The organism is Deinococcus sedimenti (assembly GCF_014648135.1).
In the GTDB taxonomy this organism is placed as follows: domain Bacteria; phylum Deinococcota; class Deinococci; order Deinococcales; family Deinococcaceae; genus Deinococcus; species Deinococcus sedimenti.
Genome location: NZ_BMQN01000016.1, coordinates 1 through 23,645, shown reverse-complemented (window position 1 = coordinate 23,645; position 23,645 = coordinate 1). Strand labels below are relative to the sequence as shown.

At 69.9% G+C, this 23,645-nt stretch carries 27 protein-coding genes, 2 tRNA genes and 1 other RNA gene; 15 read left to right on the top strand and 15 right to left on the bottom strand.

Translation table 11 applies throughout. The annotated features are described in order from the left end of the window. The first annotated feature begins 195 nt into the window (after positions 1-195). A complete protein-coding gene (gene thrC / locus IEY69_RS17950; RefSeq protein WP_189074517.1) occupies positions 196-1,638 on the top strand; it encodes a threonine synthase in 1,443 nt (480 codons plus the stop codon). A 3-nt stretch (positions 1,639-1,641) separates the two neighbouring features. Here the strand turns inward: thrC and IEY69_RS17945 are convergent, their stop codons facing one another. Beyond that, on the bottom strand, positions 1,642-3,105 hold the full coding sequence (locus IEY69_RS17945) for a sensor domain-containing diguanylate cyclase (RefSeq protein ID WP_189074516.1): 1,464 nt from the start codon (positions 3,103-3,105) through the stop codon (positions 1,642-1,644). A 28-nt stretch (positions 3,106-3,133) separates the two neighbouring features. Here IEY69_RS17945 and IEY69_RS17940 point away from each other — a divergent pair, with 28 nt between their 5' ends. Genes IEY69_RS17940 through IEY69_RS17920 form a run of 5 tightly spaced genes read left to right on the top strand, consistent with a single transcriptional unit; the run spans position 3,134 to position 5,872 of the window. Beyond that, the gene (locus tag IEY69_RS17940) at positions 3,134-3,298 is read left to right on the top strand and encodes a hypothetical protein (RefSeq protein WP_189074515.1); all 165 of its coding nucleotides are present in this window, start codon (positions 3,134-3,136) and stop codon (positions 3,296-3,298) included. Between the two features lie 2 nt (positions 3,299-3,300). Further along, the gene (locus IEY69_RS17935; protein ID WP_189074514.1) at positions 3,301-3,462 is read left to right on the top strand and encodes a hypothetical protein; all 162 of its coding nucleotides are present in this window, start codon (positions 3,301-3,303) and stop codon (positions 3,460-3,462) included. Between the two features lie 21 nt (positions 3,463-3,483). Further along, on the top strand, positions 3,484-4,467 hold the full coding sequence (locus IEY69_RS17930) for a potassium channel family protein (protein ID WP_189074513.1): 984 nt from the start codon (positions 3,484-3,486) through the stop codon (positions 4,465-4,467). Positions 4,468-4,504: 37 nt separating this feature from the next. Next, positions 4,505-5,140, top strand: a complete 636-nt coding sequence (locus IEY69_RS17925) for a DsbA family oxidoreductase (protein ID WP_189074512.1) — start codon at positions 4,505-4,507, stop codon at positions 5,138-5,140. 21 nt (positions 5,141-5,161) lie between these two features. Beyond that, entirely contained in the window at positions 5,162-5,872 is a 711-nt protein-coding gene (locus IEY69_RS17920) for a class I SAM-dependent methyltransferase (protein WP_189074511.1), read from the top strand. Between the two features lie 13 nt (positions 5,873-5,885). On the opposite strand, the gene IEY69_RS17915 is transcribed toward IEY69_RS17920, so the two are convergent. From IEY69_RS17915 to IEY69_RS17895, 5 genes are all read right to left on the bottom strand, one after another. Next, on the bottom strand, positions 5,886-6,998 hold the full coding sequence (locus tag IEY69_RS17915; protein WP_189074510.1) for a GNAT family N-acetyltransferase: 1,113 nt from the start codon (positions 6,996-6,998) through the stop codon (positions 5,886-5,888). A gap of 159 nt (positions 6,999-7,157) precedes the next feature. Beyond that, on the bottom strand, positions 7,158-7,541 hold the full coding sequence (locus IEY69_RS17910) for a hypothetical protein (RefSeq protein WP_189074509.1): 384 nt from the start codon (positions 7,539-7,541) through the stop codon (positions 7,158-7,160). A gap of 3 nt (positions 7,542-7,544) precedes the next feature. Further along, positions 7,545-8,600: an agmatine deiminase family protein gene (locus IEY69_RS17905; RefSeq protein WP_189074508.1), complete on the bottom strand. Its 1,056-nt coding sequence runs from the start codon at positions 8,598-8,600 to the stop codon at positions 7,545-7,547. 183 nt (positions 8,601-8,783) lie between these two features. Next, on the bottom strand, positions 8,784-11,210 hold the full coding sequence (locus IEY69_RS17900) for a glutamine--tRNA ligase/YqeY domain fusion protein (RefSeq protein ID WP_189074507.1): 2,427 nt from the start codon (positions 11,208-11,210) through the stop codon (positions 8,784-8,786). 98 nt (positions 11,211-11,308) lie between these two features. Continuing rightward, positions 11,309-11,782: a DUF350 domain-containing protein gene (locus tag IEY69_RS17895; protein WP_189074506.1), complete on the bottom strand. Its 474-nt coding sequence runs from the start codon at positions 11,780-11,782 to the stop codon at positions 11,309-11,311. Between the two features lie 95 nt (positions 11,783-11,877). On the opposite strand from IEY69_RS17895, the gene IEY69_RS17890 reads away from it, so the two are divergent. Further along, on the top strand, positions 11,878-12,636 hold the full coding sequence (locus IEY69_RS17890; protein ID WP_189074505.1) for a GNAT family protein: 759 nt from the start codon (positions 11,878-11,880) through the stop codon (positions 12,634-12,636). 502 nt (positions 12,637-13,138) lie between these two features. On the opposite strand, the gene IEY69_RS17885 is transcribed toward IEY69_RS17890, so the two are convergent. The 3 genes from IEY69_RS17885 to IEY69_RS17875 all read right to left on the bottom strand — a co-directional run bounded on the left by IEY69_RS17885 (position 13,139) and on the right by IEY69_RS17875 (position 15,574). Further along, positions 13,139-13,810: a hypothetical protein gene (locus IEY69_RS17885; protein WP_189074504.1), complete on the bottom strand. Its 672-nt coding sequence runs from the start codon at positions 13,808-13,810 to the stop codon at positions 13,139-13,141. 55 nt (positions 13,811-13,865) lie between these two features. Next, a complete protein-coding gene (locus tag IEY69_RS17880; protein WP_189074503.1) occupies positions 13,866-14,321 on the bottom strand; it encodes a multidrug DMT transporter in 456 nt (151 codons plus the stop codon). A gap of 95 nt (positions 14,322-14,416) precedes the next feature. Beyond that, positions 14,417-15,574, bottom strand: coding sequence for a S1C family serine protease (locus tag IEY69_RS17875; RefSeq protein ID WP_189074502.1), 1,158 nt, complete (start codon positions 15,572-15,574; stop codon positions 14,417-14,419). 306 nt (positions 15,575-15,880) lie between these two features. On the opposite strand from IEY69_RS17875, the gene IEY69_RS17870 reads away from it, so the two are divergent. Next, complete coding sequence (locus IEY69_RS17870; RefSeq protein WP_189074501.1) at positions 15,881-16,327, top strand: gamma-glutamylcyclotransferase family protein; 447 nt, start codon at positions 15,881-15,883, stop codon at positions 16,325-16,327. Between the two features lie 64 nt (positions 16,328-16,391). Here the strand turns inward: IEY69_RS17870 and rpsO are convergent, their stop codons facing one another. After that, positions 16,392-16,667, bottom strand: coding sequence for a 30S ribosomal protein S15 (gene rpsO, locus IEY69_RS17865; protein ID WP_058974249.1), 276 nt, complete (start codon positions 16,665-16,667; stop codon positions 16,392-16,394). Between the two features lie 180 nt (positions 16,668-16,847). Between rpsO and IEY69_RS17860 the strand changes: the two genes are divergently transcribed. Both IEY69_RS17860 and ffs read left to right on the top strand, forming a co-directional pair. Further along, positions 16,848-16,931 (top strand) — tRNA-Leu (locus IEY69_RS17860). Between the two features lie 110 nt (positions 16,932-17,041). Continuing rightward, an RNA gene (ffs, locus tag IEY69_RS17855) (signal recognition particle sRNA small type) lies at positions 17,042-17,140 on the top strand. 88 nt (positions 17,141-17,228) lie between these two features. On the opposite strand, the gene IEY69_RS17850 is transcribed toward ffs, so the two are convergent. Then, positions 17,229-17,438 (bottom strand): hypothetical protein, encoded by a 210-nt coding sequence (locus tag IEY69_RS17850; RefSeq protein ID WP_189074500.1) that lies wholly within the window; start codon positions 17,436-17,438, stop codon positions 17,229-17,231. Between the two features lie 56 nt (positions 17,439-17,494). Beyond that, positions 17,495-17,848: a hypothetical protein gene (locus tag IEY69_RS17845; RefSeq protein WP_189074499.1), complete on the bottom strand. Its 354-nt coding sequence runs from the start codon at positions 17,846-17,848 to the stop codon at positions 17,495-17,497. Between the two features lie 100 nt (positions 17,849-17,948). Here IEY69_RS17845 and IEY69_RS17840 point away from each other — a divergent pair, with 100 nt between their 5' ends. Beyond that, positions 17,949-18,671: a carbonic anhydrase gene (locus IEY69_RS17840; RefSeq protein WP_189074498.1), complete on the top strand. Its 723-nt coding sequence runs from the start codon at positions 17,949-17,951 to the stop codon at positions 18,669-18,671. Between the two features lie 61 nt (positions 18,672-18,732). On the opposite strand, the gene IEY69_RS17835 is transcribed toward IEY69_RS17840, so the two are convergent. Beyond that, the gene (locus tag IEY69_RS17835; RefSeq protein ID WP_189074497.1) at positions 18,733-19,968 is read right to left on the bottom strand and encodes an aminopeptidase; all 1,236 of its coding nucleotides are present in this window, start codon (positions 19,966-19,968) and stop codon (positions 18,733-18,735) included. Positions 19,969-20,076: 108 nt separating this feature from the next. On the opposite strand from IEY69_RS17835, the gene IEY69_RS17830 reads away from it, so the two are divergent. Beyond that, positions 20,077-20,153: transfer RNA gene (locus tag IEY69_RS17830), tRNA-Pro, on the top strand. A 114-nt stretch (positions 20,154-20,267) separates the two neighbouring features. On the opposite strand, the gene thrB is transcribed toward IEY69_RS17830, so the two are convergent. Further along, positions 20,268-21,203, bottom strand: a complete 936-nt coding sequence (thrB, locus tag IEY69_RS17825) for a homoserine kinase (protein ID WP_189074496.1) — start codon at positions 21,201-21,203, stop codon at positions 20,268-20,270. Positions 21,204-21,527: 324 nt separating this feature from the next. Here thrB and IEY69_RS17820 point away from each other — a divergent pair, with 324 nt between their 5' ends. Beyond that, a complete protein-coding gene (locus tag IEY69_RS17820; protein WP_058974243.1) occupies positions 21,528-21,797 on the top strand; it encodes a GlsB/YeaQ/YmgE family stress response membrane protein in 270 nt (89 codons plus the stop codon). Between the two features lie 214 nt (positions 21,798-22,011). Further along, the gene (gene rpmB / locus IEY69_RS17815) at positions 22,012-22,227 is read left to right on the top strand and encodes a 50S ribosomal protein L28 (RefSeq protein WP_062156900.1); all 216 of its coding nucleotides are present in this window, start codon (positions 22,012-22,014) and stop codon (positions 22,225-22,227) included. 119 nt (positions 22,228-22,346) lie between these two features. On the opposite strand, the gene lspA is transcribed toward rpmB, so the two are convergent. Beyond that, positions 22,347-22,883: a signal peptidase II gene (lspA, locus tag IEY69_RS17810; protein ID WP_189074546.1), complete on the bottom strand. Its 537-nt coding sequence runs from the start codon at positions 22,881-22,883 to the stop codon at positions 22,347-22,349. Positions 22,884-23,009: 126 nt separating this feature from the next. On the opposite strand from lspA, the gene IEY69_RS17805 reads away from it, so the two are divergent. Further along, positions 23,010-23,477, top strand: a complete 468-nt coding sequence (locus IEY69_RS17805) for an S-ribosylhomocysteine lyase (RefSeq protein WP_189074495.1) — start codon at positions 23,010-23,012, stop codon at positions 23,475-23,477. Positions 23,478-23,645: the final 168 nt, after the last annotated feature.

The following is a 23,645-nucleotide window of genomic DNA, read 5'->3' as shown; positions in this document are numbered from 1 at the left end:
GGGGGGAAGGCCGGGCCGCGGAATGACTGGGCGCCGGGTCAGTTCTCCGGACGTCTGTGACAGAGTTGTAAGACGCGGGGTGTCACGCGGATGAAGGTCCGGTGGAGTGCCCTAGCTGCCGGTGGACTCTGCCCGGACCCGGCTCGCTAGAGTGACGGCACGCAAGTCGCCCACCGCGTGGGCGCGGGAGGACCCATGAAGTACGTTTCCACGCGCGGCGCGCGCGACCTCGGCCACTTCTCGGACGTGCTGCTGTCCGGCCTCGCCCCGGACGGTGGGCTGGCCATGCCCGAATCCATTCCCACGGTCACGCCCGCGCAGCTGGAGGCGTGGCGCGCCCTGAGTTACGCCGACCTCGCCTACGAGGTCATGCGCCCCTTCATCACGGACATCCCCGGGGAGGACCTGCGCCGCCTGCTGCGCGACACGTACACGGAAGAGGCCTTCCACAGCGCCGAGATCACGCCCGTCACCCCGCTGGGTGAGGCTGGCCCGGACGGAGGTGGCCTGTACCTGCTGGAACTGTCGAACGGGCCGTCCCTGGCGTTCAAGGACATGGCCATGCAGTTCCTGGGGCAGGTGTTCGAGTACGTGCTGGAGGCCCGGGACGAGCGGGTCAACATCCTGGGCGCCACCAGCGGCGACACCGGCAGCGCGGCCGAGTACGCCATGCTCGGCAAGGCCCGCGTGAACGTCGTGATGCTCTCCCCGCACGGCCGCATGAGTGCCTTCCAGCAGGCGCAGATGTTCAGCCTGCAGGAGGCGAACATCTTCAACCTGGCCGTGGAGGGCGTCTTCGACGACTGCCAGGACCTCGTGAAGGCTGTGAACGCCGACGCGGACTTCAAGGCCCGCTATGACATCGGGGCCGTGAACTCCATCAACTGGGCGCGGGTGCTGGCGCAGGCCGTGTACTACTTCCGGGCGTACCTCGCCCTGAACCTCCCCGCCGGGGCGGAGGCGGACTTCAGCGTGCCGTCCGGGAACTTCGGGAACGTGTTTGCCGGGTACCTCGCCAAACGCATGGGCCTGCCGGTCGGGCAGCTGATCGTTGCCAGCAACGAGAACGACGTGCTGCACGACTTCTTCAGCGGCGGAACGTACCACGTCCGCCCCGCCGACCGGGTCGCGGTGACGAGCAGCCCCAGCATGGACATCGGCAAGGCCAGCAACTTCGAGCGCTACCTGTACCTGATCGCCGGTGCGGACGCCGTGCAGACGCGCGGCTGGTGGGACGAGGTCGGCCAGAGCCGCCCCGTCGCCCTGAGCGGCACGCCCCACTGGGACGCGGTGCAGGCCAGCGGCTTCCGCAGCGGGCGCAGCACCCACGAAGACCGCCTGCGCACCATCCGTACCGTGTTCGAGTCGTACGGCCGCCTGATCGACCCGCACACCGCCGACGGCGTCCTCGTCGGGCAGGCCTACCAGCGGCCCGGGGTGCCCATGATCTGCCTGGAAACCGCGCTGCCCGCCAAGTTCGAGGCGACCGTGCAGGAGGCCGTGGGGCACACCCCGGGGCGCCCCGCGCGCTTCGACGGGATCGAACAGGCTCCGAAACGCTTCCAGGTCATGCCCAACGACGTCGGTGTCCTCAAGGCGTTCATCGCCGCGAACCTCACCCCGAGAGAACTCGCCTGATCCTTACCCGGCGTCCGGCGTGGACGGCGCCGGATCCGGGGCGACCTCCACCCGGTTGCGGCCCCGCTGCTTGGCAAGGTACAGCGCCTGATCCGCCCGCGTCAGGACGCTGCCCGCCGTGTCCCCGGTCCGCGCGCCACTCACGCCCACGCTGACCGTCACGTGTACCCCCGGCACGCCGGTCGGCAGGTCCTCGACCGCCGCCCGCACCGCCTGCGCCACCGGCACGCCCGACGCCACGTCCCCCGGCAGCAGCAGGATGAACTCCTCGCCCCCCCAGCGGGCCAGCAGGGCGCCGCCCGGCAGCGCCGCCTGCGCCGCCCGCGCCACGCGCCGCAGCACCTCATCCCCGGCCGGGTGCCCGTACCGGTCGTTGATCACCTTGAAGTGATCCAGATCGAACAGGGCCAGCGTGACCGGCACGCCCGACGCCAGCGGCCGCGCCAGCGCCGCGTCGAACGCCGCGCGGTTCGGCAGGCCCGTCAGCGGATCGGTCAGCGCCGCGCGGCGCAACTGCGCCCGGTCGCGCGCCACGGTCGGCAGCACCACCGCCAGCACCAGCCCCGTGGCGAGCAGACCGATCAGCAGGTTCAGCAGCAGCACGTTCCGCAGGGGCGTCAGGGCGCGCGTCTCGTTCTGCTCGATCAGCAGGTACCAGCGCAACTCCGGAATGAACCGCGCGTTCACCTGATACCGCGCGGCCGCAGCGTCGTACGTCAGCCGCTGCGGCCGCGCGGACCCCGTGAAGATCAGCGGCGCGATCTCCCGCAGACCAGGCCGCTGCCGGATGTTCTGCCCCACGCCGCCCCGACTGTCGAGCATCACGTCCCCCCGCTCGTTCACGAAGTACGCCCGCCGCTGGAACTCCACATCGTACGACCTCAGCAGCTGCCGGATGTTGTCCAGCGTCAGCCCCACCCCGGTCACTGCCAGGAACGACCCGTCCGGCGCGAGCAGCCGGTAGTTCACGAACACCAGCGGCTGACGGCCATACGCGGGATTCACGTCCACGTTCAACTCGTACGGGGCCCGCAGGTCCCGCACGCGAGCAAACCACGCGTCCTGCGGGTCGTCCGCCCGGACCGTCTTCACCAGCCCGCGCGGCCCGTAGTAGCGACCCGTGCGGCCCGACACCACGAACGCCGCGCGTGGCGAGTGCTTGCGCTGAATGGCCTGCAGGTACGCCTGAACCCGCCCCGCATCCCGCTCGCCGCCCTGCAACCAGTCGCGCAGGAACGTGTTGTTCGCCATCTCCGACGAGATGAACACCGGCCGCTGAATACCGTTCTGAATCTGCGACGCCACGTTATCTCCGGTCAGCGGCAGCATCTCGTCCGCAATCGTGTGCCGCAACCGCCGCTCCGCCACGCCGTACGACAGCAGGCTGGTGGCCAGGAAGCCGGTGATCAGCACCGCGCTGATCGCCGACAGCAGCCAGCCTCGTCCGTTCGGGTGCGCCCTGGTCATATCTCTGGCGGCCAGTCTACCCGCATGCGTGCTCCGACCCCAGCGCCGCCCGCGCCGTACCCTGACTCTCCCCGGTGGCCGCGTGACCGAGGTGCAGCCCCGGGCCCTGAACGCCGTGACGGCGCCCCGCCCGCAGCCCCGCCCCCCTCTGCGTGATCTGGATGATCAGGGCGACCGGTCGGAACGCCGCTGACCGTGCGCGTGGATCCGGGCGGGACATTGAACCGGCGTGGGCTGCTGGAATCCCGGCTGGACGTGTCAGCGTACCGCCGCTGGATGCGCTGGGCTGCGGTGGCCTTCGGCGCGGCGCTGAGCGGGGGCACGGCCTTCCTGATGGTCAGTGCGATCCTCCGCTGAGCGTCCCTCTACACTTGAGGTATGACCCGTCGCCCTGCCGTGCTGCTGGCCCTGATCGCGGGGCTGGTGGTGTTCGGCACGGTCGGGTACCGCGTGCTGGAGGGCTGGTCGTGGCTGGACTGCCTGTTCATGACGGCCATGACCCTGACGACCGTGGGGTACGGCGCGCCGGGCGAGCTGAACACGGACGGGAAGGTGTTCAGCGTGGTGCTGATGCTGGTCGGGATCGGGCTGATGCTGTACCTGCTGACGCTGCTGGCCGAGACGATGCTGCGCACCGTGACGGACCCGGACGCGGCGCGGCGGCGCAAGGAGAGGAAGATCATGAGCCTGAAGGATCACACGATCGTGTGCGGGTACGGGCAGGTGGGCGAGGCGGTCAGCGTGGCGCTGCGGGGCGCGCGGCGCGAGGTGGTCGTGGTCGATCACCGCCCCGAGCACCTGGAGTGGGCGCAGACGCAGGGCCTGCACACTCTGGTGGGGGACGCCACCGACGAGGACGTGCTGCGCCGCGCCGGGATCGAGCGGGCGGCGTCGCTGGTCACGGTGATCAACAGTGACCCCAGCAACCTGTACGTGGTGCTGTCCGCCAAGGGGTTGAACCCGGCCGTGCGGGTGATCGCGCGGGCCAGTGACGAGGCGGCGGCCCGCAAGATGCGCCGCGCCGGGGCGGACGAGGTCGTGAACCCGTACCAGCTGAGCGGGAACCGCATCGCGGCGATGATGCTCGCGCCGCGCCTGAGCCGCCTGCTGAGCGGCGACGTGACCAGCGAGCACTTCACGATCCGCGAACTGAGCGTCCCGCCGGGCATGGTGGGCCGCACGGTGGCGGACCTGGGCCGCGAGACGGGCGCGCTGGTCGTGGCGATCTGGCGCGACGGGCAGCCGCTGCGCAGCCGCGCCGAGGACGTCCTGCGGGCCGGGGACGCCGTGCTGGTGGCGGGCGCGGCGGCCGAGGTGGAGGCCGTGCAGTCCGGCCCGGCGGGCGGAGTGCAGCCCGCGTGACGTTCCGCCGCGCACCTCAGGGTGTACGGTGCCCCGCATGACCCGAGTGACCGAGCTGTACTTCGATTTCCTGTGCCCCTACGCGTGGCGTGGCGTGGAACTCGCCGCCGTCCTGAAAGACGAGGGTGAGGCGTTCACCCTGCGGCACTACTCGCTGGTCGAGGGCAACCACGAAGGCAACGCGAAAGAATTGACGTGGCGCGTGACCGAGCAGCCGCTGAATGAGGGGAGCGCGTACCAGCAGGGGAGCCTGCGCGCATTCCTGGCGTCCCACGCGGCGGCCCGGCAGGGCGAGGCGGCGCACTGGGAGTTCACGCTGGCGCTATTCCGCGCCCACCACGAGCGCAAGGAGCCCCTGACGGACGGGACCATCCACGCGGCGGCGCAGGAGGCCGGACTGAACCTGGACGCTTTCGCGCAGGCCCTGGCGGACGAGGCCACCCGCCGCGCCGACCTGCGCGCCGACCTGGACGCCGCGCGTGAAGTCGGGGTGTTCGGCACGCCCACCTTCGTCCTCCCGACCGGCGAGGCCGCGTACTACCGCTTCGAGACCCTGACCCGCGAGCCTGCCCAGGCACGCGAGTGGTGGACCCTCTACCGCACCGTGCTGACCAGCGAGGCCGGCATCGGCACGATCAAACGCGCGAAGAATCGCCCGCCCCACCGCGCCTGACCGCGCCGGTACACTCGTGAGATGAGGCTCGCCACGCTGGACGACCTGCTCGACACCCTGGACGGCCTGTTCGGCGAGGGGGACCTGACCCGCCGGGGCGACCGGGACGCCTGGGCGGACATCCTCTCCCGGCCCGGCCACCCGCTCGCCTCGGCGCTGCCGGACGCGAACCTGCGCGACTGGGCCGCGCGGGGCCTGCTGCCCGGCGGACCTGGGCGGGCGGCGCTGGACGTGGGGTGCGGGCTGGGCCGCAACACGACCTTCCTGGCCGGACTGGGGTACCACGCGACGGGCGTGGACCTCTCACCGTACGCCGTGCAGGTCGCCCGCGGTCGCGACCCCCGGCCCACCTTCCACGAGGTGGACGTGCTGCGCCAGCCCATCCCCGGCGGCCCGTTCGACGTGGTGTACGACTCCGGGTGTTTTCACCATCTGCCCCCCCACCGCCGCCTGTCCTACCTGACGACCCTGAGCGGCGTCCTCAAACCCGGCGGGCTGTTCGGCATCTGCACCTTCGCGGCCGGACGCATGGGCAGCGCCGAGACGGACCTGGAACTGTTCCGTCAGGGCACGCTGTCCGGTGGAATCGGGTTCAGCGTCGCCGATTTGCGCCACGTCTTCAGTGACCTGGAGTTCCTGACCGGCGGCCCACTCCCCGCTCCGGCAGACGCGTCCGCGGACGTCTTCACGCAGGACTTCCTGCTGGCCGCGCTGTTCCGCCGCCCGGCCTGAACGCCGCTGACGTTCAGCGGGTCAGGCCGCTGCGGCGGTCCATGTACGCCGCGTACGCCGGGTCGAAGCTGCGCAGCAGGATCGCTATGACGCCGTGCTCGTCGACCTGCAGGCCCTGGAAGCGGAAGCCCGCGCGGAGCTTCGGGACGATGACGGCGTTGTTCGTCAGGTGGTGATGGCTGCGCACCAGCGCGTAGCCCTCGCCGTGCAGGGCGTCCAGCACCACAGGCAGCAGCCGCGTGTACACGCCCCGCCCCCGGTGCGCGGGGAGCAGCGCGGTGTTCACCATGTACGCCGTGCGGGTGTCCCACGCGCGGCTGGCCTGCCACCCGGCCACCCGTCCCGCGTGGCTGATCAGCCAACTCCACAGCGGGCCGCGCGGCGCGGGGGCGGGGTCACGGTCGCCCCAGTCGAACGAGTCCGTCTCGTAAGCGCTGGCTTCCAGCTGTGCGTACACCTCGCGGTACGTGGCGGTCGGCACGCGGTGCAGGGCGTACCCGCCGCCCAGATCCACGCCCGCCTCGGCGTCGGCCGGGAGGGGGAGGCTGGGCGCGTCGGCCAGACCGGGCAGTCCTTCGTCCGGGACGCCCAGTCGCCGCGCCGCCTCTCCCGATGGTGCGCGGAAGCCGCTGCGGACGTGCATCGCCTGCCCGTACGCCCCGTCCAGGCTGAGGGTCAGCGCGGCATTCACCCCGCCCTCGTACGCGTTCAGGCCCTGCAGGTGAAACCCGGCCCGGAGCTTCGGGAGGATCACGGCGTTGTTCGTCGCGCGGTGGTGACTCTGCACCAGCGTGAACCCCGCCGCGCGGAACGCGTCCAGCAGGTGCGGCAGCAACCGCGAGTACACCCCGCGCCCCTGATGCTCCGGCAGCAGCCCGGTATCCGCCATGTACACCGTCCGCTCGTCCCGCGCGTGCGCGTGATGCCAGCCGATCAGTTCCGCGCCGTGGAACACGCCCCAGTTCCACGACTCGCCCAGCGGCGGGGCCGCCCGCACCGGCGGGTCGAACGCGAACAGCGAATTTCCACCGAAGATCCGGTCCTCCAGCCGCGCGCACGCCGCCCGGTACGCCTCCAGCGAGATCGGGCGGGCCGAGTACCCGCCGCCCAGGTCAAGGTCAGTCATATGGACTCCGATTGAATGGGCTGCAAAGCCCGTTCAATCCGAGCGGGTGCGAGGAGGAGAAAAACGGGTTTCGGGCGTGGAGCTGGCAGATCGGTGGGGTTCCGATCTGTCAGCGAAACAGACGGAATCCGTATCACGCCGTCACTCTGGCACGCCTCCTCAGCGGGCGCGATTCATGTGCAGGTTGTACACCTGACCCTGCCACCCGGCGTTCCCCTGCAGGGCGTAGTGGATGTCCTCCAGCGGCACCTCGCGACCCTGGGCGTCCGCGAAGCATTCCGCGTCCAGTGGGCATAGCCCCAGCGCCTCCTCGATCAGGCTCAGCAGGCGCGGCTCGTCCAGCAGGTCGCGGAACCTCCCGAACGACACCTGCCGCCCACTGCCCGGCGCGACACTGCCCATGTACCGGGGTCGGGCCGCGCCGCAGACCGGGCAGGGCCCCAGCAGGCCCAGCTGCTGCTCATAGACCAGCCCGCGGTGCCCGCACGCGGGGCACTCCACGGTGCAGCTCGGCTGATCGTCGGGCAGCGGCTGGAACGGCACGCCTCAGGCGTCCTGCTGCCAGGGCGTTCCGGCGGGCTGCTGCTGCGTCACGCAGTGGAAGCTGCCGCCACCCTCGATGATCGCGCGGCTGCTCAGGCCGATCACCTCGCGGCCGGGGAACAGCGGCGTCAGGACTTCCAGGGCGCGGGCGTCGTTCGGGTCGCCGTACTGCGGGACGACCACGAACCCGTTCCCGATGTAGAAGTTCGCGTACGTGGGCGGCAGGCGACCCTCCGCGCCCTCCAGGTAGGTCGCGGGGAGGGGCAGCTCCACGATGCGGAAGGGCTGCCCCTCCTGATCGGTCATGGCGCGAAGGTCCGCGAGGTTCTTCGCCATGACCGCGTGATTGGGGTCCTCGGGGTTGGGCTCGACGCTGGTGACGATGGTCCGCTCGTCGGTGAAGCGGGTGATCGTGTCGATGTGCCCGTCGGTGTGGTCATTCTCCAGCCCGCCGTCCAGCCACAGGAGTTTCTGCACGCCCAGCGTGTCGGCCAGCAGGAACGCGTAACCCTCCTCGGTCAGGCCGGGGTTGCGGGTCTCGGTCAGGAAGCACGACCGGGTGGTCAGGCCCACGCCCCGGCCGTTCACTTCAAGCCCGCCGCCCTCCAGCACGAACGGCTGCGCCCAGCGGTGCGTGCCCAGCTGCCCGGCGACGTACTCGGGCACGCGGTCGTCGTTGCTCCAGTTGAACTTCCCGCCCCAGGAGTTGAACTTCCAGTCCACCAGCGCCAGGTCATCTTCTCGCTTGACGAAGATGGGGCCGTTGTCGCGCATCCACACGTCGTCCAGCGGCACGTCGTGGAACGTCACGTCCGCGCCGCCCAGCCGCGCGCGGGCGTCCGCGCTGCTCTCCTCGTCCCGCACGAGCAGATGCACCGGCTCAAAGCGGGCGATGGTCCGCACCAGTTCGGCGAACTCGGCGCGCACGCCCTCCAGGTGCCCGAACCACAGGTCGTCGTCGGCGGGCCAGCTCATCCAGGTGGCAGCGTGCTCGGCCCACTCGGCAGGCATGGCGAAGCCCAGGTCACGGGGCAGGTCGGCAGGGGTCACATCAGACATGGGGGTCATTAAAACAGACCCGGCCTCCGGTTGAATGGTTCGGCAGAACCGTTCGGCCCGAGCGGAGCGACTCGCAGAGCTGCCCCGCAGAGTGGGCGCAAGGCGGGTGCCGGGCGTGGAGTCGCCCCCCGGTGGTGTTCCGGGGGGTGACGAAGCAGACGGCATCCGCCTGAGTGGTGCGCGTCAGCCGTTCAGTGCGCTCTGGAGGGCGGCGTTCAGCGTGGCGGGGTCGGCCTTGCCGCCGGTGGCGCGCATGACCTGCCCGGTGAAGAAGCCCAGCAGCGCGGTCTTCCCGGCGTGGTACGCGTCCACCTTGTCGGCGTGGTCGGCCATGACCTGCGCGATGGCGGCGTTCAGGGCGTTCTCGCTGAGGCCCCCGGCGAGGTTCTCGCGGTCGATGATCGCGGCGGGCGCCTCGCCGGTCTGCGCGGCGCGGGTCAGGACGTCGCGGGCGACGCGGGTGGTGACCTTCTTCGTGCTCAGCAGCGCGGCCAGCGGGGCGAGGTCGGCGGCCGCCACGCGGACTTCCCCGGCGCGCAGGCCCGGCGCGAGGTCGTTCGCGGTCCAGCTGGCGACCTGCGCGAAGGTGCCGTCCTGCGCGGCCCCACCGAGGAAGGTCAGCAGTGCGGCGTCACGCGCGAGGGTGCGGGCCTCGGCGTCCGGGACGCCCAGGCGGGTCAGGCGGGTCACCTCGGCCTCCTGCTCGGGGGTCAGGGTGGCGGGCGCGGCCTTCTCGGGCGTTTCGGGTTTGGGGGACTGCTTGGCGGGTTTGGGGGCTTTAGCGGGCGTTTCGGCCTTCTGCGTGGCTTTCGCCCAGGCGTCCTTCAGGGTGATGATCCGCCCGAACACCAGCGCGTCCTCGCGGCTGTCCACCGGGTCGCGCCAGAAGTAGCCCTGCCGTTCGAACTGGTAGCGGGTGCCTGCGGGGTCGCGCGTGACGCTGGGTTCCACCAGTCCGCGCGTCACGCGCAGGCTGTCGGGGTTCAGGAACGCCATGAACGCATTGTCGAGGGGTTTGGTCTCGTCCTCATGCCCGATCTCCTCGGGCTGGAAGTCCGGGGCGATGGGTTCGGCGTAGGCATCCTCGGGGTTGGCGGCCTCGGGGTTAGGCACGCGGAACAGACGGTCGTACAGGCGGAACTCGGCGGGCACGCCCTGCTCGGCGCTGACCCAGTGGATCACGCCCCCGGCCTTGGCGTCCTCGCCCAGCAGCGTGGCGTACACGCGCGTCACCTGCCCGCTGTCGTCCACGTCGAAGCGGTCGGCGCGGATGATGCCCGCCCCGCGCAGGCGCACCGTGCCGCCCGGCGTGAGGCGCTTGAATCCCCTGGGTGGCTCGGGGTTGAAGTCGTCGCGTTCGATGACCAGTTCGCGGGTCAGCGGCACGTCGCGCACGGCCATCTCGGGCGCCACGCGCTCCCCGGTGGGCAGGGCGACCAGGCCGTCCGGGGAGTCGCGCACCACGTCGAACGGCCAGTAGGGGAGACTCAGCGTCTGCGGCCCCTCTAGGTTCTCCAGCGTGACAGGCAGCGGGTCCAGCACCGCCATCACGCGCGGCGCGCGGTGGTTCAGGTCATGGCGCACCGCGTTCTCGTACACGCTGAGGTCCACGGTGCGGTTCGTGCGGCTCACGCCGATCTGCGCCGCGAAGGCCAGCACGGCCTCCGGCGTGACGCCCAGGCGACGCTGCGCGCGCAGGGTGGGCATGCGCGGGTCATCCCAGCCGTGCACCGCCCCTTCTTCCACCAGGAGGCGCAGCTTGCGCTTACTCGTGATGGTGTACTCCAGGCCGCGCCGCCCGAACTCGTACTGGTGCGGGCGCGGGCTGAAGCCCAGACGCTCCATCAGCCAGTCGTAGATGGCGCGGTTGTCCACGAACTCCAGGCTGCACATCGAGTGCGTCACGCCCTCCAGCGCGTCCTGCAGCGGGTGCTGGAAGTCGTACATGGGGTAGATGCACCACGCGTCCCCCGCGCGGTAGTGATGCCCGCGCAGGATGCGGTACAGCACCGGGTCACGCAGCTTCATGTTCGGGCTGCCCAGATCGATCTTCGCGCGCAGCACGTGCGCGCCGTCCGGGAACTCCCCGGCGCGCATGCGGCGCAGCAGGTCCAGGTTCTCCTCGCGCGTGCGGTCCCGGTAGGGGCTGGGCGTGCCGGGCGTGCGGGCGTCGCCGCGCAGGCGCTTCATCTCGTCGCCTGTCACGGAATCCACGTACGCGTCACCCTGCCGCACCAGCTGCTCGGCGTACGCGTAGTACTGCTCGAAGTGGTCGCTGGCGTAGTACAGGTGCTCGCCCCAGTCCCAGCCCAGCCAGCGCAGGTCGTCCGCGATGGCGTCCGCGTACTCCTGCGTGGCGAGTTCCGGGTTCGTGTCGTCCATGCGCAGGTGGTAGCGCCCGCCGTACTGCGCGGCCGTCTGGAAATCCAGGAACGACGCGAAGATGTGCCCCAGGTGCGCGTACCCGCTCGGTTCCGGCGGGAAGCGCGTCACGACCTGCGGGTACTTCCCGCTGTGCAGGTCGCGTTCGATGATCTCGGTGATGAAGTTCGGGGCCACGCGCGGCGCGCGGTCACCGGCGGCGGGAGGAGTGGAGTCGGGGGCCGTCATGCCGCCCAGCATAGCGGGGGCAGACGCCGGGCCGCCCGAGCCCGAGAACAGTTCACGCCCCCGGAATCGTGTTTCCGGGGGCGCGGGCGGGTCTGGGGTTACAGCGTGACGTGGTACGTGACGACGGCGGGCACCAGGAACAGCGCGCCCATGATGAACGACAGCGCCAGGTTGTGCTCCTCGCGCATCTCGCGGCGGATGTAGCGCAGCACCCCCTCACCCTTGCGGCGGGCCAGCGTGCCGAACACCGCCAGGACGCCCAGCGTGAACAGCAGCAGCGTCACCACGACTGCGACTGCCAGCCACGTGAACGCCTCCGTCCACGTGCCATCCGTCGGGACGGGGCTGGCGATGGTGCGGCTCAGCAGCAGGCTGAAGCCCAGCGACACCCAGAAGAACACCGCGCCGATCGCGGCCGTCTGGTGCTCCTCGATCTCGGTGATCAGTTCCCGCACCCGCACGCCCAGCACCGCGCGGATGAACAGCAGGCTGATCAGCAGGGTGGGCAGCCACACGGCGAGGTTCCAGCCCAGCTCGGTCACCAGGGTCGTCAGCAGGTCAGTGGGGGTCATGACCTCCAGTTATACAGGGCGCGCCCACCCGGACCGGGTCGGAATGCCGCGCTGGCTCGCAGTGCCGCGCGCGCCGCCCCGGTACCCTGCGCGGCATGACCCCACCCGCCTTCACGCTGCGGCACGTGACCGACCCCGGTGACCCGGCCATTCCCGCGTTCGGCCGCGTGCAGGAGGCCAGCTACTACGCGCCGGACATGCTGATCCCCCCGGAAGTCTTCGCGCACCTCATCACCCGCCGCAGCCCGCAGCGGGAGGACCGCCTGCTGGTCGCGCAGACCCCGGGCGGCGAGGTGCTGGGCGGCACCCTGTACGCCCTGCTGCCCCTGCCCGGCGAGCTGCGCGGGGCGGGTTTCAACTCGTTCATGGCCGTCACCCGCGCCGCGCGCGGCCTGGGCGTGGGCCGCGCCCTGCACGACGAGACCCTGCGCGTCATCCGCGAGGCCGGACTGGCGGGCATGTTCGCCGACAGCGTCCACCCCACCCGCCAGAACGAAGAGGACCGTGCCGCCGAGGCCGCGACCGGCGTGGACCCCGCCGGGCGCCGGGCCGCGCTGCACGCCCTGGGCCTGCGCACCGTGGACGTCCCCTACTGGCAGCCGGTGGGCGGCCCGGACGGCGGTCCCCTCACCGACCTGGACCTGCTGTACCAGCCCGCCCGTCCAGCCCAGACCGTCCCGCTGGCCCTCGTGACCGGCACCCTGCGCGCCTACTGGACCGGCTGGCTCGGCGCGGACCGCGCCCAGGCCGAAGCGCAGGCCCTCACCGACCGCGCCGGTCACGCGCAGGACGTGCCTCTGCTGCCCGGCACGAGCACGGCGACATTGTGGTCAGGTCAAGAGATGAAGCTGTGAACGATATGGGCGCGAAATTTGTTGAATTTAACGATATGCGTCATACATTCCAGCCATAGATCAGCCGAACCTCGGCGAATGTTCCGATGCTTTCGAGGTGTTCCCTCAACTGATGCCATTCTTGCAGAGACAGTTCTTGACGTGAAAAGAATTCCCATTGAAAGAGCAGGATCTCTTTCAGGGAGAGCCAACTCGTGCCCACGCTGCCATCACACCAGTAGTCCAGTAGTCCAGGCGATTCACGGTTTCCCGCGAAGCGTCCGAGGGCATTCCACGCGTATGCCCGTATGAGATGTGAATAGATTCCAGCCATTTGTTTCTGCCTATGCTCAGGCTGTCTCGAACCAGATGCCCTGACTCAAGTGGAGGATGCAGTGGATCTTCAGCCAAGGCCAGTTCATAGTCGCTGGCTTCGACGTGATGCTCAGCCCTTTCCCATTCGCCGGTGGGCATCCTGCGTTCCACCACGCAGATAATGTTGACTCCCATAAAGTTTCCCTCCTCACGGCTTCAGGGCTTCCAGCACGCGTTTCGCCTGGGTCTGGAGGTCACGCTCCAGTGGCGTGTCGGCGTTCAGTGTGACGGCGCGGGTCAGGGTGGGGCGGGCCTGCGGGTCGCGGATGAGGCTCAGGGCGATGCCCGCGTGGGCCTGGACGAACAGGGTGTCGGGGGCGCGGCGGGCGGCGGCGGCGGCCAGCGTCCGGGCGCGGTCCTGGTTGCCGCCGCTGAAAATTCCGGCTTTCGCCCAGGCTCCGGCGTGCCATTCGGCCAGCACGGCCTGGATGTCGGCTCGGTCCGGCGCGATGTTCAGAGCGCGGTCCAGCGCGGCGCGGGCCTGCTGCGCGGTGTTCAGGGCGCCCAGCGTGTACCCTCCGGCGCGGGCCTGGAGGCCCAGGGCGCTGCCGAGGGCCAGGTGCGCGTCCGGGTTGCCGGGGCGGGTGGCGGTGGCCTGCCGGGCGGCCTGGACGGCGCGGGTGGTCCAGTCGCGGCCTCCGGCGCGGTATTCGGTCATGGCGGCGGCGGCGCGACTGGCGGTCACGGCGTCCCCGGCCGCCTGGGCGCGGGCGTACACCTGCGCGTAGTCGCCGCCGTCCAGTGGGTCCGGGGTGGGCTGGGCGGCGCCCGTGCCGAGCAGGAGCAGGAGGGTGGGGGGGAACAGTGGGCCGCGCTTCACGGGTCCCAGGCTAGCGGCTGGGCGTGAAGCGCGGCTGATGAGGCACTCCGTTCTTTCAGGCGGCGGGTTGTTCGGTGGTGGCTTCGGTGTCGGGGGTGCGGCGGGTGCGGGTGGGGCGCTCGCCTGCGTCGGTGGGGGTGCTGATGCGGGTGAGGGTGGCGTCGAAGGCGCGCAGGGCGTCGCTGCTTTCGAGTTCGGTGACGGCGCGGGCGTTCAGCGCGGCGAGTTCCTCGCGGGTGACGGCGTACTCGGGGGCCTCGTGGCCCTTGAGGCCGTGGAGGACGCGGTAGGCGGTGGGGGCGTGGATGGTGGCGCCCTTGCTGGTGGTGATGGTGGGGTCGGTGTGCATGTCGGCGCCGATCAGGGTGATGCTCTCGGGGCTGATGAGGGTGACGCGGTCGCCGCGTTCCTCCATGTGCGCGGCGAGTTGCAGGAGGCCGCGCAGGTCGAGCATCTGGTGGAAGAGGTCGAGGTGGGCGAGCATCGCTCCGGCTTTTTTCAAGGTGTCCATAGCTCGCATTATTCTGTTTTAAGCAGAATTGTCAAGACATATTATGACAATGTGAAGGCCGGGATCTGATGCCCCGGTCTCGATGAGTTCGTGCTTCAGTTGCTCAGCTTGCTGCGCCCCACCAGCGTCACTTTGACCTCCAGCGGCTTGCCGTCACGCAGGACGCTCAGGGTGACCGTATCGCCGGGCTGGAAGGCGCGCACGGCGTACTGGAATTCCGCGAAGTTCACGATCCGCTTGCCGTTCACGGCGGTCACGATGTCCCCGGAGACCCGCTTCGAGTCGCCGTTCAGGATCAGGGGTTTCAGTCCGGCCTGCGCGGCGGGACTGCCGCGCGACACGCTGGTGAAGAACGCGCCGGGCGTGTCCCCCAGGTTCAGCAGTTTCGTCAGTTCCTGGAAGCCTGCGCTGGGCAGGAAGAACAGATCCGAGAAGGGGCCGCTCAGCCCGATGCCGATCACCGGCGCGTCCCGCTTCTCGCCGCGTTTCATGGCGGCCACGCGGGCGTCCGTGGTCGTCACGGGGACCGCGTACGAGCGCGGCTGACCGCTCTGGGTCAGGCGGATGTAACTGACGATGCCCGTCACCTCGCCCTTCGTGTTCACGACCGGGCCGCCACTGTCGCCGGGAATCAGCGGGGCGTTCATCTCCAGCGTGCCGGGCGGGAAGTCCGCGCGACCCGCGTCACTGTCGAGGCCCAGCAGGCGCCCGGTCTTGGGGGTCAGGAACGCGCCGTTTCCGTTCCCGACGGCCAGCGCGACGTCACCCACGGCGGGGCGCGCGGCGGCCAGCGGCAGGAACGGCGTTCCCCTGGGCACGTTCACGCGCAGCAGCGCCAGGTCGTCCTGGTCGTTGTACCCGATCACCTCGGCGGGGTAGCGGGTCTTGTTCAGCAGCTGCACGCTCAGGTCCGGTGCGCCCTGAATGACGTGGTAAGCGGTCAGGATCAGGCCGTCCTCGCTGATCAGCACGCCGGAGCCCAGGCCGTTCGGGTCGTCGCACTGCGTGGCGCGGCACTGCTCGACGCGCACGGTGGCGGGCCGCACACGGCTGACGAGGGTCTGGAGGGTCGCCTGCTCGGTGGCGCTCAGGGGCGCGCCGCTGCGGACGCGGCGTTCCTGCGGGGTGGCCGATGGCGTCGTGCCTGGGCTGGTCTGGGCGTTCGTGGCGGGAAGGATGCCCAGCAGCAGCGTGAGCAGCGGAGCCCAGAGGGCAGGACGGGCGGAGCCGACCAGCGCGCGCTTGAGGTTCATGCGCCATTCTGCGCGCCCGGCCTGCAGGCAGCTGTGGCGGAACTCTCCTTTTCAACCTCCGGTCAATCCGGGCTCCAATGCGCCGGTCGGGTGTCCGGTGTGGCGGGGTCGTGCAGGTCCAGTCGACGCTCAATCACACCCCTGAAGTCGTTCATACGTTCAGTCGGTCACGCTGGCCAGCGCAGCACCTGCAGGGCAACCCCATGACCGCCGACTCCGGTGGCCGTCTGTATGACGACCAGCCGCAGGGCCAGCGACTCTAGAACAGAGTGCCGGGCACCCGTCTGGCGGCGCTACAGTCCGGGCATGACCGACCCCGGCAGCGCCCCCGTGACCCGCGTGTTCGTGTACGGCACCCTGCTCCCCGGCGAACGCAACGCCCACGTCGCCGCGCGGGGCTTCACGGCGCGGCCCGCCACGCTGCGCGGCTTCACCCTGCACCACCTCCACCCCGAGGGGTACCCGGCCCTGAGCCCCGGCCCGGCGGACGCGGCGGTACGCGGCGCCGTCCTGAGCTACGACCCCCCGGAGTGGGAGGCGGCCCTGCCCGGCCTGGAGGGCCTGCACGACTCGCCGCCCCTGTACACCCGGCAGCTGGCTCCCGTCACGCTGGACGGGGGAGGGGAGCTCGCCGTCTGGGTCTATGTGTACGCCCGCAAAGACCGACTCCGCGCGCCGGGCGCGAGCGTGGTGCCCAGCGGCGACTGGCGCGACGTGCCGGACCGGGATCAGCGCGGCGCGGACGGCCGGTAGACACAGGTCAACGAAAACCGCCGCCCCTCCTCGCGGGGGGGCGGCGGCGTGCAGGGTGCGGGCCTTAGCGGACGATGCGCTGACCGCGGCGGATCTTCAGCTGGTCCGTCAGGGCGATGTACTCGTCGTAGCTGGTGCGCTCGAGGTACTTCAGCAGGCGGCGGCGCTGGCCGTTCAGGAGCTGCAGGCCGCGCTGGCCGTGCTTGTCCTTCTTGTTGGCGGTCAGGTGAACCGACAGGTTGTTGATGCGCTCGGTCAGCAGGGCGATCTGGACGGCGGTGCTGCCGGTGTCGGTGCCGTGCTTGGCGTGGGTCTCGATGGTCTGCTTCTTGTCGATCATGGTGATACCTCTCTTGTTGTGGTGTCCCGTGCGTGTCAGCCAGGAAAAAACCGGTGTTTACCGGGGCCTGACCGCGTCACGACGGCAAACGTGAGCATATCACGTCCGCGCGTGGGTGCAAGCGCGCGTCTTGACACGCGGGAACTTCACCCCTAGTATTGCTTTCGCCTCTCACCCAATGCTCGGGTGGCGGAATTGGTAGACGCGCACGTTTGAGGGGCGTGTAGCTTAGCTGTGTGGGTTCAAGTCCCATCCCGAGCACCAAAGCAGCGCCGGATCTTCGGATTCCGGCGCTTCGCCTTTCTGGCCGCACGCGTGGCCCCTTCACAAGGGACTGCACAGCCCCGCCGGGCGTGTGCTATGGTCTGGACGCATTGCTGGCGCAGCGCAGCGTGAACGCTCGAACCTGGTCAGGGCCGGAAGGCAGCAGCCATAAGGGATGATTCGCGGGTGCCGTTGCTCACCGGCAATGCTTTTTTCATGCCGACCATCAGGGGCGGCCCCGACGCGATGTCCGGGGCCGCCCCTGCGTTCAACCGGCTGTGCAACCGGTTCGGGGGGTCAACGGGTCAGGCGGTCCAGTTCACTCTGCGCGCCGCTCAGGCGGGCCTGCCGGACTTCCCGCTCGGTCCAGACGTGCGCGGCGGTCGTGCAGACCTCTCCGCGCCCCAGCCACACGCCCGCGCCCGTCCAGATGAAGGCGTCGCTGGGCAGCTGACGGTGGGCGGGCAGGGCCGGGTCCAGCAGCGGGTGCGGGGTGATCAGCGTCATGCGCCCAGCGTGGCGGGCCCCTGTCAGCGTGGCGTCCCCGTGCGGTCAGCGGCCCGTCAGCGGGTCTTGGGCTGCAGCACCAGCGCCTGCGTCTCCTTCACGACCGCCAAGTCCCGCAGTCGCTCACCGTCCAGATCCCCGGCCTTCACGAGCGCGTCGGCCCGCCGGCGGTCAATCGTGGCGACCTCCAGCGCGGCGGCGTCCCCGAACACCTCCCGGAAGCGGTCCAGCGGGTACTCGATGCGCCGCGAGGCCTTCAGGGTCGCGCGGTACAGGTCCGTCTCGGCGTGCTCGCCGTCCAGCAGCGCCGCCTTGATCTGCGCGCCCAGCTCGTCCCGTTCGGCCTCCAGGCCCAGGATCGTGTCGCGCAGGGTCGCGTAGCGTTCGAGCAGCTCGGTCAGCGTTTCCATCCCGACAGCATAGCCACCCGGACCGCGTGGCCAGCCCGCCCCGGGACCGGACTGGACGGGGTTCAGCGGACCGCGCCGGGCGGGCGGTAGCATGCCGCGCATGGACGATTCCGCCACGCAGATCGCCGCCGACCTCGAGCGCCGCATCCTGGACGCCATCCGCCGCGGCGCGAGCATGGAGGACATCGCGGACATCAAGGAGTCCGACGTCGCCACGCCCGACGCCGCCATCCAGTCCCTCAAGGACGGCAACGCCCGCTTCTTCAGCGGTCAGGCCACCCGCCCGGAGATGAGCGCCAACGAACGCCGCGCGCAGATCATGGGCCAGACGCCGTACGCCGCGATCCTCGCGTGCAGCGACAGCCGCGTGCCGGTCGAACTGGTGTTCGATCAGGGCCTGGGGCAGCTGTTCGTGGTGCGCGTCGCCGGGAACGTCGTCGGCGAGGCCGGGCTGGGCACCCTGGAGTACGCCATCCGCCACCTGGACGTGCACCTCGTCGTCGTGATGGGGCACGAGGCCTGCGGCGCGGTCGCCGCCGCGATGCTCCCCGAGGACCGCGTCGCGGAGGAACCCCACCACCTCCAGAACCTGATCCGCCGCATCCAGCCCAGCCTGCAGGCCATGCCGGTCATCCGCGACAAGAAGGCCCGCATGCGCGAGGCGGTCCTGAACAACGTCCGCTACCAGGTGAGCCTCCTGCGCGACGAGCCCGTCATCCGCGAGGCGGAGGCCGCCGGGCAGATCCGCGTGATCGGCGCGTACTACGAGATCGGCAGCGGCGCCGTGGACTTCCTGGTGGACGAGGAAGACCTGCGGCCCTGACGGGATAGGAAAGAGCGGGGCGGAGGCCGGTTGCAGCCTCCGCCCCACCTGCTTCCTGCGCTCAGATCACGAATTCACCCGCGCGCATGACCGCCTCGCGCTGACCGTCCTTCGTGATGCCGTCCACGTCGATCTGGTCACTGCCGATCATCCAGTCCACGTGCGTGAGGCTGTCGTTGCCGCCCCTGGCGTTGAAGTCTTCCAGGCTCATGTCCACGCCGCCCTTCACGTTGAAGCGGTAAGCGCTGCCGATCGCGATGTGCGAGGCGGCGTTCTCGTCGTACAGGGTGTTGAAGAAGAACAGGCCCGAGCGGCTGATGGGGCTGGAGTGCGGCACCAGCGCCACCTCGCCCAGGCGGTGGCTGCCCTCGTCCGTCTCGATCATCTTCAACAGCGCGCCTTCACCCTGCTCGGCGCTGGCCCCCGTGATGCGCCCATCCTTGAATTCGATGCGGATGCCGTCGATCAGCGTGCCGTTGTACGACAGCGGCTTGGTGCTGACGACCGTGCCGTCCACGCGCTCGCGGTGCGGGGCGGTCCAGACCTCCTCGGTGGGGATGTTCGCCGTGAACGTGACCCCGCCGGGCGTGTCGGCCGCACCGCCCCCCCACACGTGATCGTCCGCGAGGCCCACCGTCAGGTCCGTCCCGCCGCCCCGGAAGTGCAGCGCGGCGTACTGCCTGTCCGTCAGCAGCTCGCGGCGGCGGCGCAGGTCTCCCAGGTGCGCTTCCCACAGCGCCACCGCATCGGCCTGATCGGCGCGGGTCGCGGCGAAGATCGCATCCCACTGCTGCGCGACGGCCTGCTCGGCGCTCGCGTCGGGGAACATCAGCTCCGCCCAGCCGCTCACAGGCGCGCTGATCAGGTTCCAGTTCAGGCGGTTCGTCATCACCTGCGCGGTGTACGGACGGCGGTACGCCGCGACCGTCCGCTGGTGCGTCGCCACCCGCTCCGGGTTCACGCCGCCCAGCAGGTTCGGGTTCGTCGCGCGGATCGCCAGGACCGCGCCGCCCGCCTCCGCCGTCTCGATCTCGGCGTCCACACGCCAGCGGCTGATCTGCTCGAAGGTGCCGTCCGGCGCCAGCTCGAAGCGCGCCAGCTGCACGTCGTCGTCATCCCAGCGGACATCCACGAAGCTCGCGCCCGCCGCGTACGCCTCGCGCACCACCAGCCGCGCCAGCTGAGCCGTCTCCACCGGGGCCTGGACCAGCACGCGCTGGCCGGCCTTCACGCCCAGGCCCACCCGCACCGCCAGCCGCGCGTAGTTGCGCAGTTTCTCGTCAAAAGTCAGGGTCATGCCCGGCAGGATAGCCACGCCACCCCCGCAGATACAAAGTGCGTCCCGCCAGCCCGGCATGCCCTTGACGGATTCACGAAGCGCCTTTATAGTTCTGTGGCTGGATGTCGAGGCGTAGCGCAGCCTGGTAGCGCACTACCTTGGGGTGGTAGGGGTCGTGAGTTCAAATCTCGCCGCCTCGACCAGCACGGAAGCTCCTCCTAGAGGGGCTTCCTTCTTTTTGTTCCGCACAGCTTGTTCCGTGCAGTCGAAAGCGCCGTCCCTGTTCATGGGGCGGCGCTTTCGACTTGGCCGGGCGGTTACGCCCGTTCGATCAGTGTTCCGGCGGTGTCGATGGGGAAGTCCAGGACGCGGCCTTCCAGGCCGTTGCGCTTCATGACGCCGTGCAGGTACGCGTGCAGGGGCGTGGTGGGTTCGCGGGTGTCGTGGAAGCACAGCACGGTGGGTCCGGCGCCGCTGAGGGCCGCGCCGAGCGCGCCGTGCTTCCAGGCTTCTTCCAGGATGTCGCTCAGGCCCGGCACGAGGGGCGCGCGCCAGATCTGGTGGATGTAGTCCTGCATGGCGTGCCGCAGCAGGTCCAGGCGGCCCTGCGCGAGCGCGGCGGCCAGCAGCGCGGCGTGCGACAGGGCGTGCACGGCGTCCGCGCGGCTGTACTCCTTGGGCAGCACGGCGCGGGCCTTGCTGGTGCTCAGCTCGAAATCGGGGATCAGGACGGTCACGCCCAGGTTGGCGGGCGGGTCCAGTCGCACGTAGTGAGTGCCGAGCTTGTCCAGCGTGGCGACGACGATCCCGCCGAACAGGGCCGGGGCGACGTTATCGGGGTGGCCTTCCTCGCGCGCGGCGACGTCGAGTACCGCCAGGTCGTTCAGGGGGCGGCCCAGCAGTTCGTTCCCGGCGACGATCCCGGCGACCAGCGCGGCGGCGCTGCTGCCCAGCCCGCGCGCCAGGGGCACTTCGGTCTCGATCTCGATCCGCGCGGGGGGCAGAGGGCGCCCGGCGCGTTTCGCGGCGAGTTCCATGGCGCGGTAGACGTAGTTGCTCTCGTCGGCGGGCGTGCCTTCCAGTTCCGGTCCCAGCGGGATGACCTGGGTGGTGGCCTGCGGCGTGACGCGCAGGGTGGTGTACAGCGGGACGCTCAGGCCCAGGCTGTCGAAACCGGGGCCGAGGTTGGCGCTGCTGGCCGGGGCGCGCACCGTGAACGGTGTGATCTGGGGTGGGGGTGGGGTTCCGGACATGGGATGGGGCCTCCGTGTGCCCGCCATGCTACCCAGCCGCCCGCCGCGCAGGGGGAGTCTGGATAGGGCAGTGGGGGCCGCGCCGGGCCAGCTGCCTTGCGGGTCAGGTCAGAAATGAGCGTCAGACAGGGCATGAAGGCCCACTTTCCTTAGGGCAGGTTTGCGGGACATCCATCCCACCTTCAACCCCCCTTGAGAAAGTACGGGTCTCCACAATTAGCACTCTGGGCGGGTCGCATGCTGCGTTCACAACGAAACGGTTCACAGCGAACGCAGGAATCGTTGAATTCCATCACAAGTAACTAGTAAACGGAGGTAGGAATCATGGGTTGGATCATTACTATTCTGGTTGGTGCACTGTGCGGCTGGCTCGCGAGCCTCATCATGAAGACGGACGCCCAGCAGGGCGCGATCGCCAACATCCTGATCGGTATCGTGGGCAGCCTGCTCGCCCAGGCTATCTTCGGCAGCTGGCTGAACATCGGTGGCGCTGGCGTGGCCGGTGCGGGCTTCAGCTTCTGGAGCATCGTGTGGGGCGTGGTCGGCAGTGTCGTCCTGATCGCCATCCTGAAGGCCCTGCGCGTCCTGCGCTAACAGCCGATTCCTCTCCCGGACGAGCCCTGTGCTCGTCCGGTTTTTCATGTCCTCTGGTAAGGGGAAGAGCGTAGGCGCCGCCCCCTTTGCCTGCTGGCCCCCCGGTGTGCTACATTCGGACGGCTTGTCTGATTTGGACCGGCGCGGCATGGCACCCAGAACGGGTACCCCCCCGGCCCAGAAGGAAAAATCAGGCTCAAGAAGGAGAGTCATCATGGCGAAAGTGTGCGAAGTGTGCGGTAAGGGGCCGATCGTGGTGAACTCGGTCGTCCGCCGCGGTAAGGCCCGCGCTGCGGGCGGCGTGGGTCGCAAGGTCACCGGCGTTACCAAGCGTGTTCAGAAGCCCAACCTGCAGCCCCTGACCGTGACCCGCGGCGGCGTCAGCCTCCGCCTGCGCGTGTGCAGCAAGTGCCGTAAGGCCGTTGCCTGATCGCCGACCGGGATTCGCTGTCGCCCCCTGCCCACGTGGTACGGGGGCGACACGCTTTACCTGACCTGCAAAGAGAAGACCGCCGCTTCAGCCCGGAGTGGCGGTCTCCTTGTGTTAGTTCAGATGCGGGGCTTGCGGCGATCCCCGATGAAACTGGCGACCACCAGCAGGATCGTGCCCAGCACCACGCAGCAGTCCGCGATGTTGAAGATCGGGAAACTCCCGGCGTTCAGCGCCTGCGTGATGCTGCTCAGCAGCGGCGAGTGGATCATGTCCGTCACCTTGCCCTGCCGCAGGCCGTCGATGGCGTTCCCGATGGCCCCGGCCGCGATCATGCTCAGGGTGACGGTCAGCAGGCGCGGCTGCGGGCGCACGGACAGGTACACCAGGATGCCCAGCCCGATCACCAGGCGGCCCAGGGCCAGCGGGGCGGCGCTGCCGCTGAACATGCTCCAGGCGGCGCCGGTGTTGAAGGTCAGCACCCAGTCGATCAGCCCCGGAATGAATGGCTGCGCGGGCGCGTTCTCCTGCAGGTTCGCCAGTGCCCAGGCTTTCAAGGCCTGATCCGCGACGATCAGCAGCGCGGCAAGAACGATGGGCAGCCACGCGGGGACGCGGCGCGGGTGATCGAGCAGGGTGGGCACGACGCGCAGTATATGAAGGCGCCCTGCGGCGCGCGAGGGTCCCGTGTCTTCACGCTCGGGCGCGGCTGGTCACGTCTATCTATAGGAGTGCGCGGCACGTCCCGTTTGTCCGGCGCGCGAAGCGGCACAATCGGGCGTATGGCGAACGTCGAATCCTTCGATCTGGATCACACGAAAGTGCAGGCTCCCTACATCCGTCTGGCCGGCGTGAAGACCACCCCGCGCGGCGACTCGATCAGTAAGTATGACCTGCGTCTGTTGCAGCCCAATCAGGCGGAGATCGAACCGGCGGCGCTGCACACCCTGGAGCACCTGCTGGCCGGATACCTGCGCGACCACCTGAGTGACGTCGTGGATGTCTCCCCGATGGGCTGCCGCACCGGGATGTACATGGCCGTGATCGGCGAGCCCGACGAGCCGGGCGTCCTGCGGGCGTTCGAGGCGGCGCTGCGCGACACGGCCGCCCATGACCGCCCGATTCCCGGCGTGAGTGAACTGGAGTGCGGGAACTACCGTAACCATGATCTTCAGGGTGCGAGGCAGCATGCCGCCGACGCGCTGGCCCAGGGGTTGAAGGTTCAGGAGACCATCCTCCTGCAGCGCTGAGCCGCCGCAGGTGAAGAGGGGAGAGGAGGCGCCTCTCCCTTTTCTGCTGTCTGAGACGCGTCTATGCTCCGCGGGGGTGGTGCCTCAAGCAAAGCTCTGGGGAGGGGTGTTGACAGATTCACGCATGACCTGTATCTTTTCTGAGCCTCAAGCGAGGCGGGAAGCATG

Excerpts from the sequence above, each read along its gene's own strand:
- thrC (WP_189074517.1), top strand. The coding sequence starts at position 196 with ATGAAGTACGTTTCCACGCGCGGCGCGCGCGACCTCGGCCACTTCTCG.
- IEY69_RS17945 (WP_189074516.1), bottom strand. The coding sequence starts at position 3,105 with ATGACCAGGGCGCACCCGAACGGACGAGGCTGGCTGCTGTCGGCGATC.
- IEY69_RS17930 (WP_189074513.1), top strand. The coding sequence starts at position 3,484 with ATGACCCGTCGCCCTGCCGTGCTGCTGGCCCTGATCGCGGGGCTGGTG.
- IEY69_RS17925 (WP_189074512.1), top strand. The coding sequence starts at position 4,505 with ATGACCCGAGTGACCGAGCTGTACTTCGATTTCCTGTGCCCCTACGCG.
- IEY69_RS17920 (WP_189074511.1), top strand. The coding sequence starts at position 5,162 with ATGAGGCTCGCCACGCTGGACGACCTGCTCGACACCCTGGACGGCCTG.
- IEY69_RS17915 (WP_189074510.1), bottom strand. The coding sequence starts at position 6,998 with ATGACTGACCTTGACCTGGGCGGCGGGTACTCGGCCCGCCCGATCTCG.
- IEY69_RS17905 (WP_189074508.1), bottom strand. The coding sequence starts at position 8,600 with ATGTCTGATGTGACCCCTGCCGACCTGCCCCGTGACCTGGGCTTCGCC.
- IEY69_RS17900 (WP_189074507.1), bottom strand. The coding sequence starts at position 11,210 with ATGACGGCCCCCGACTCCACTCCTCCCGCCGCCGGTGACCGCGCGCCG.
- IEY69_RS17895 (WP_189074506.1), bottom strand. The coding sequence starts at position 11,782 with ATGACCCCCACTGACCTGCTGACGACCCTGGTGACCGAGCTGGGCTGG.
- IEY69_RS17890 (WP_189074505.1), top strand. The coding sequence starts at position 11,878 with ATGACCCCACCCGCCTTCACGCTGCGGCACGTGACCGACCCCGGTGAC.
- IEY69_RS17880 (WP_189074503.1), bottom strand. The coding sequence starts at position 14,321 with ATGGACACCTTGAAAAAAGCCGGAGCGATGCTCGCCCACCTCGACCTC.
- IEY69_RS17875 (WP_189074502.1), bottom strand. The coding sequence starts at position 15,574 with ATGAACCTCAAGCGCGCGCTGGTCGGCTCCGCCCGTCCTGCCCTCTGG.
- IEY69_RS17870 (WP_189074501.1), top strand. The coding sequence starts at position 15,881 with ATGACCGACCCCGGCAGCGCCCCCGTGACCCGCGTGTTCGTGTACGGC.
- rpsO (WP_058974249.1), bottom strand. The coding sequence starts at position 16,667 with ATGATCGACAAGAAGCAGACCATCGAGACCCACGCCAAGCACGGCACC.
- IEY69_RS17850 (WP_189074500.1), bottom strand. The coding sequence starts at position 17,438 with ATGACGCTGATCACCCCGCACCCGCTGCTGGACCCGGCCCTGCCCGCC.
- IEY69_RS17845 (WP_189074499.1), bottom strand. The coding sequence starts at position 17,848 with ATGGAAACGCTGACCGAGCTGCTCGAACGCTACGCGACCCTGCGCGAC.
- IEY69_RS17840 (WP_189074498.1), top strand. The coding sequence starts at position 17,949 with ATGGACGATTCCGCCACGCAGATCGCCGCCGACCTCGAGCGCCGCATC.
- IEY69_RS17835 (WP_189074497.1), bottom strand. The coding sequence starts at position 19,968 with ATGACCCTGACTTTTGACGAGAAACTGCGCAACTACGCGCGGCTGGCG.
- thrB (WP_189074496.1), bottom strand. The coding sequence starts at position 21,203 with ATGTCCGGAACCCCACCCCCACCCCAGATCACACCGTTCACGGTGCGC.
- IEY69_RS17820 (WP_058974243.1), top strand. The coding sequence starts at position 21,528 with ATGGGTTGGATCATTACTATTCTGGTTGGTGCACTGTGCGGCTGGCTC.
- rpmB (WP_062156900.1), top strand. The coding sequence starts at position 22,012 with ATGGCGAAAGTGTGCGAAGTGTGCGGTAAGGGGCCGATCGTGGTGAAC.
- IEY69_RS17805 (WP_189074495.1), top strand. The coding sequence starts at position 23,010 with ATGGCGAACGTCGAATCCTTCGATCTGGATCACACGAAAGTGCAGGCT.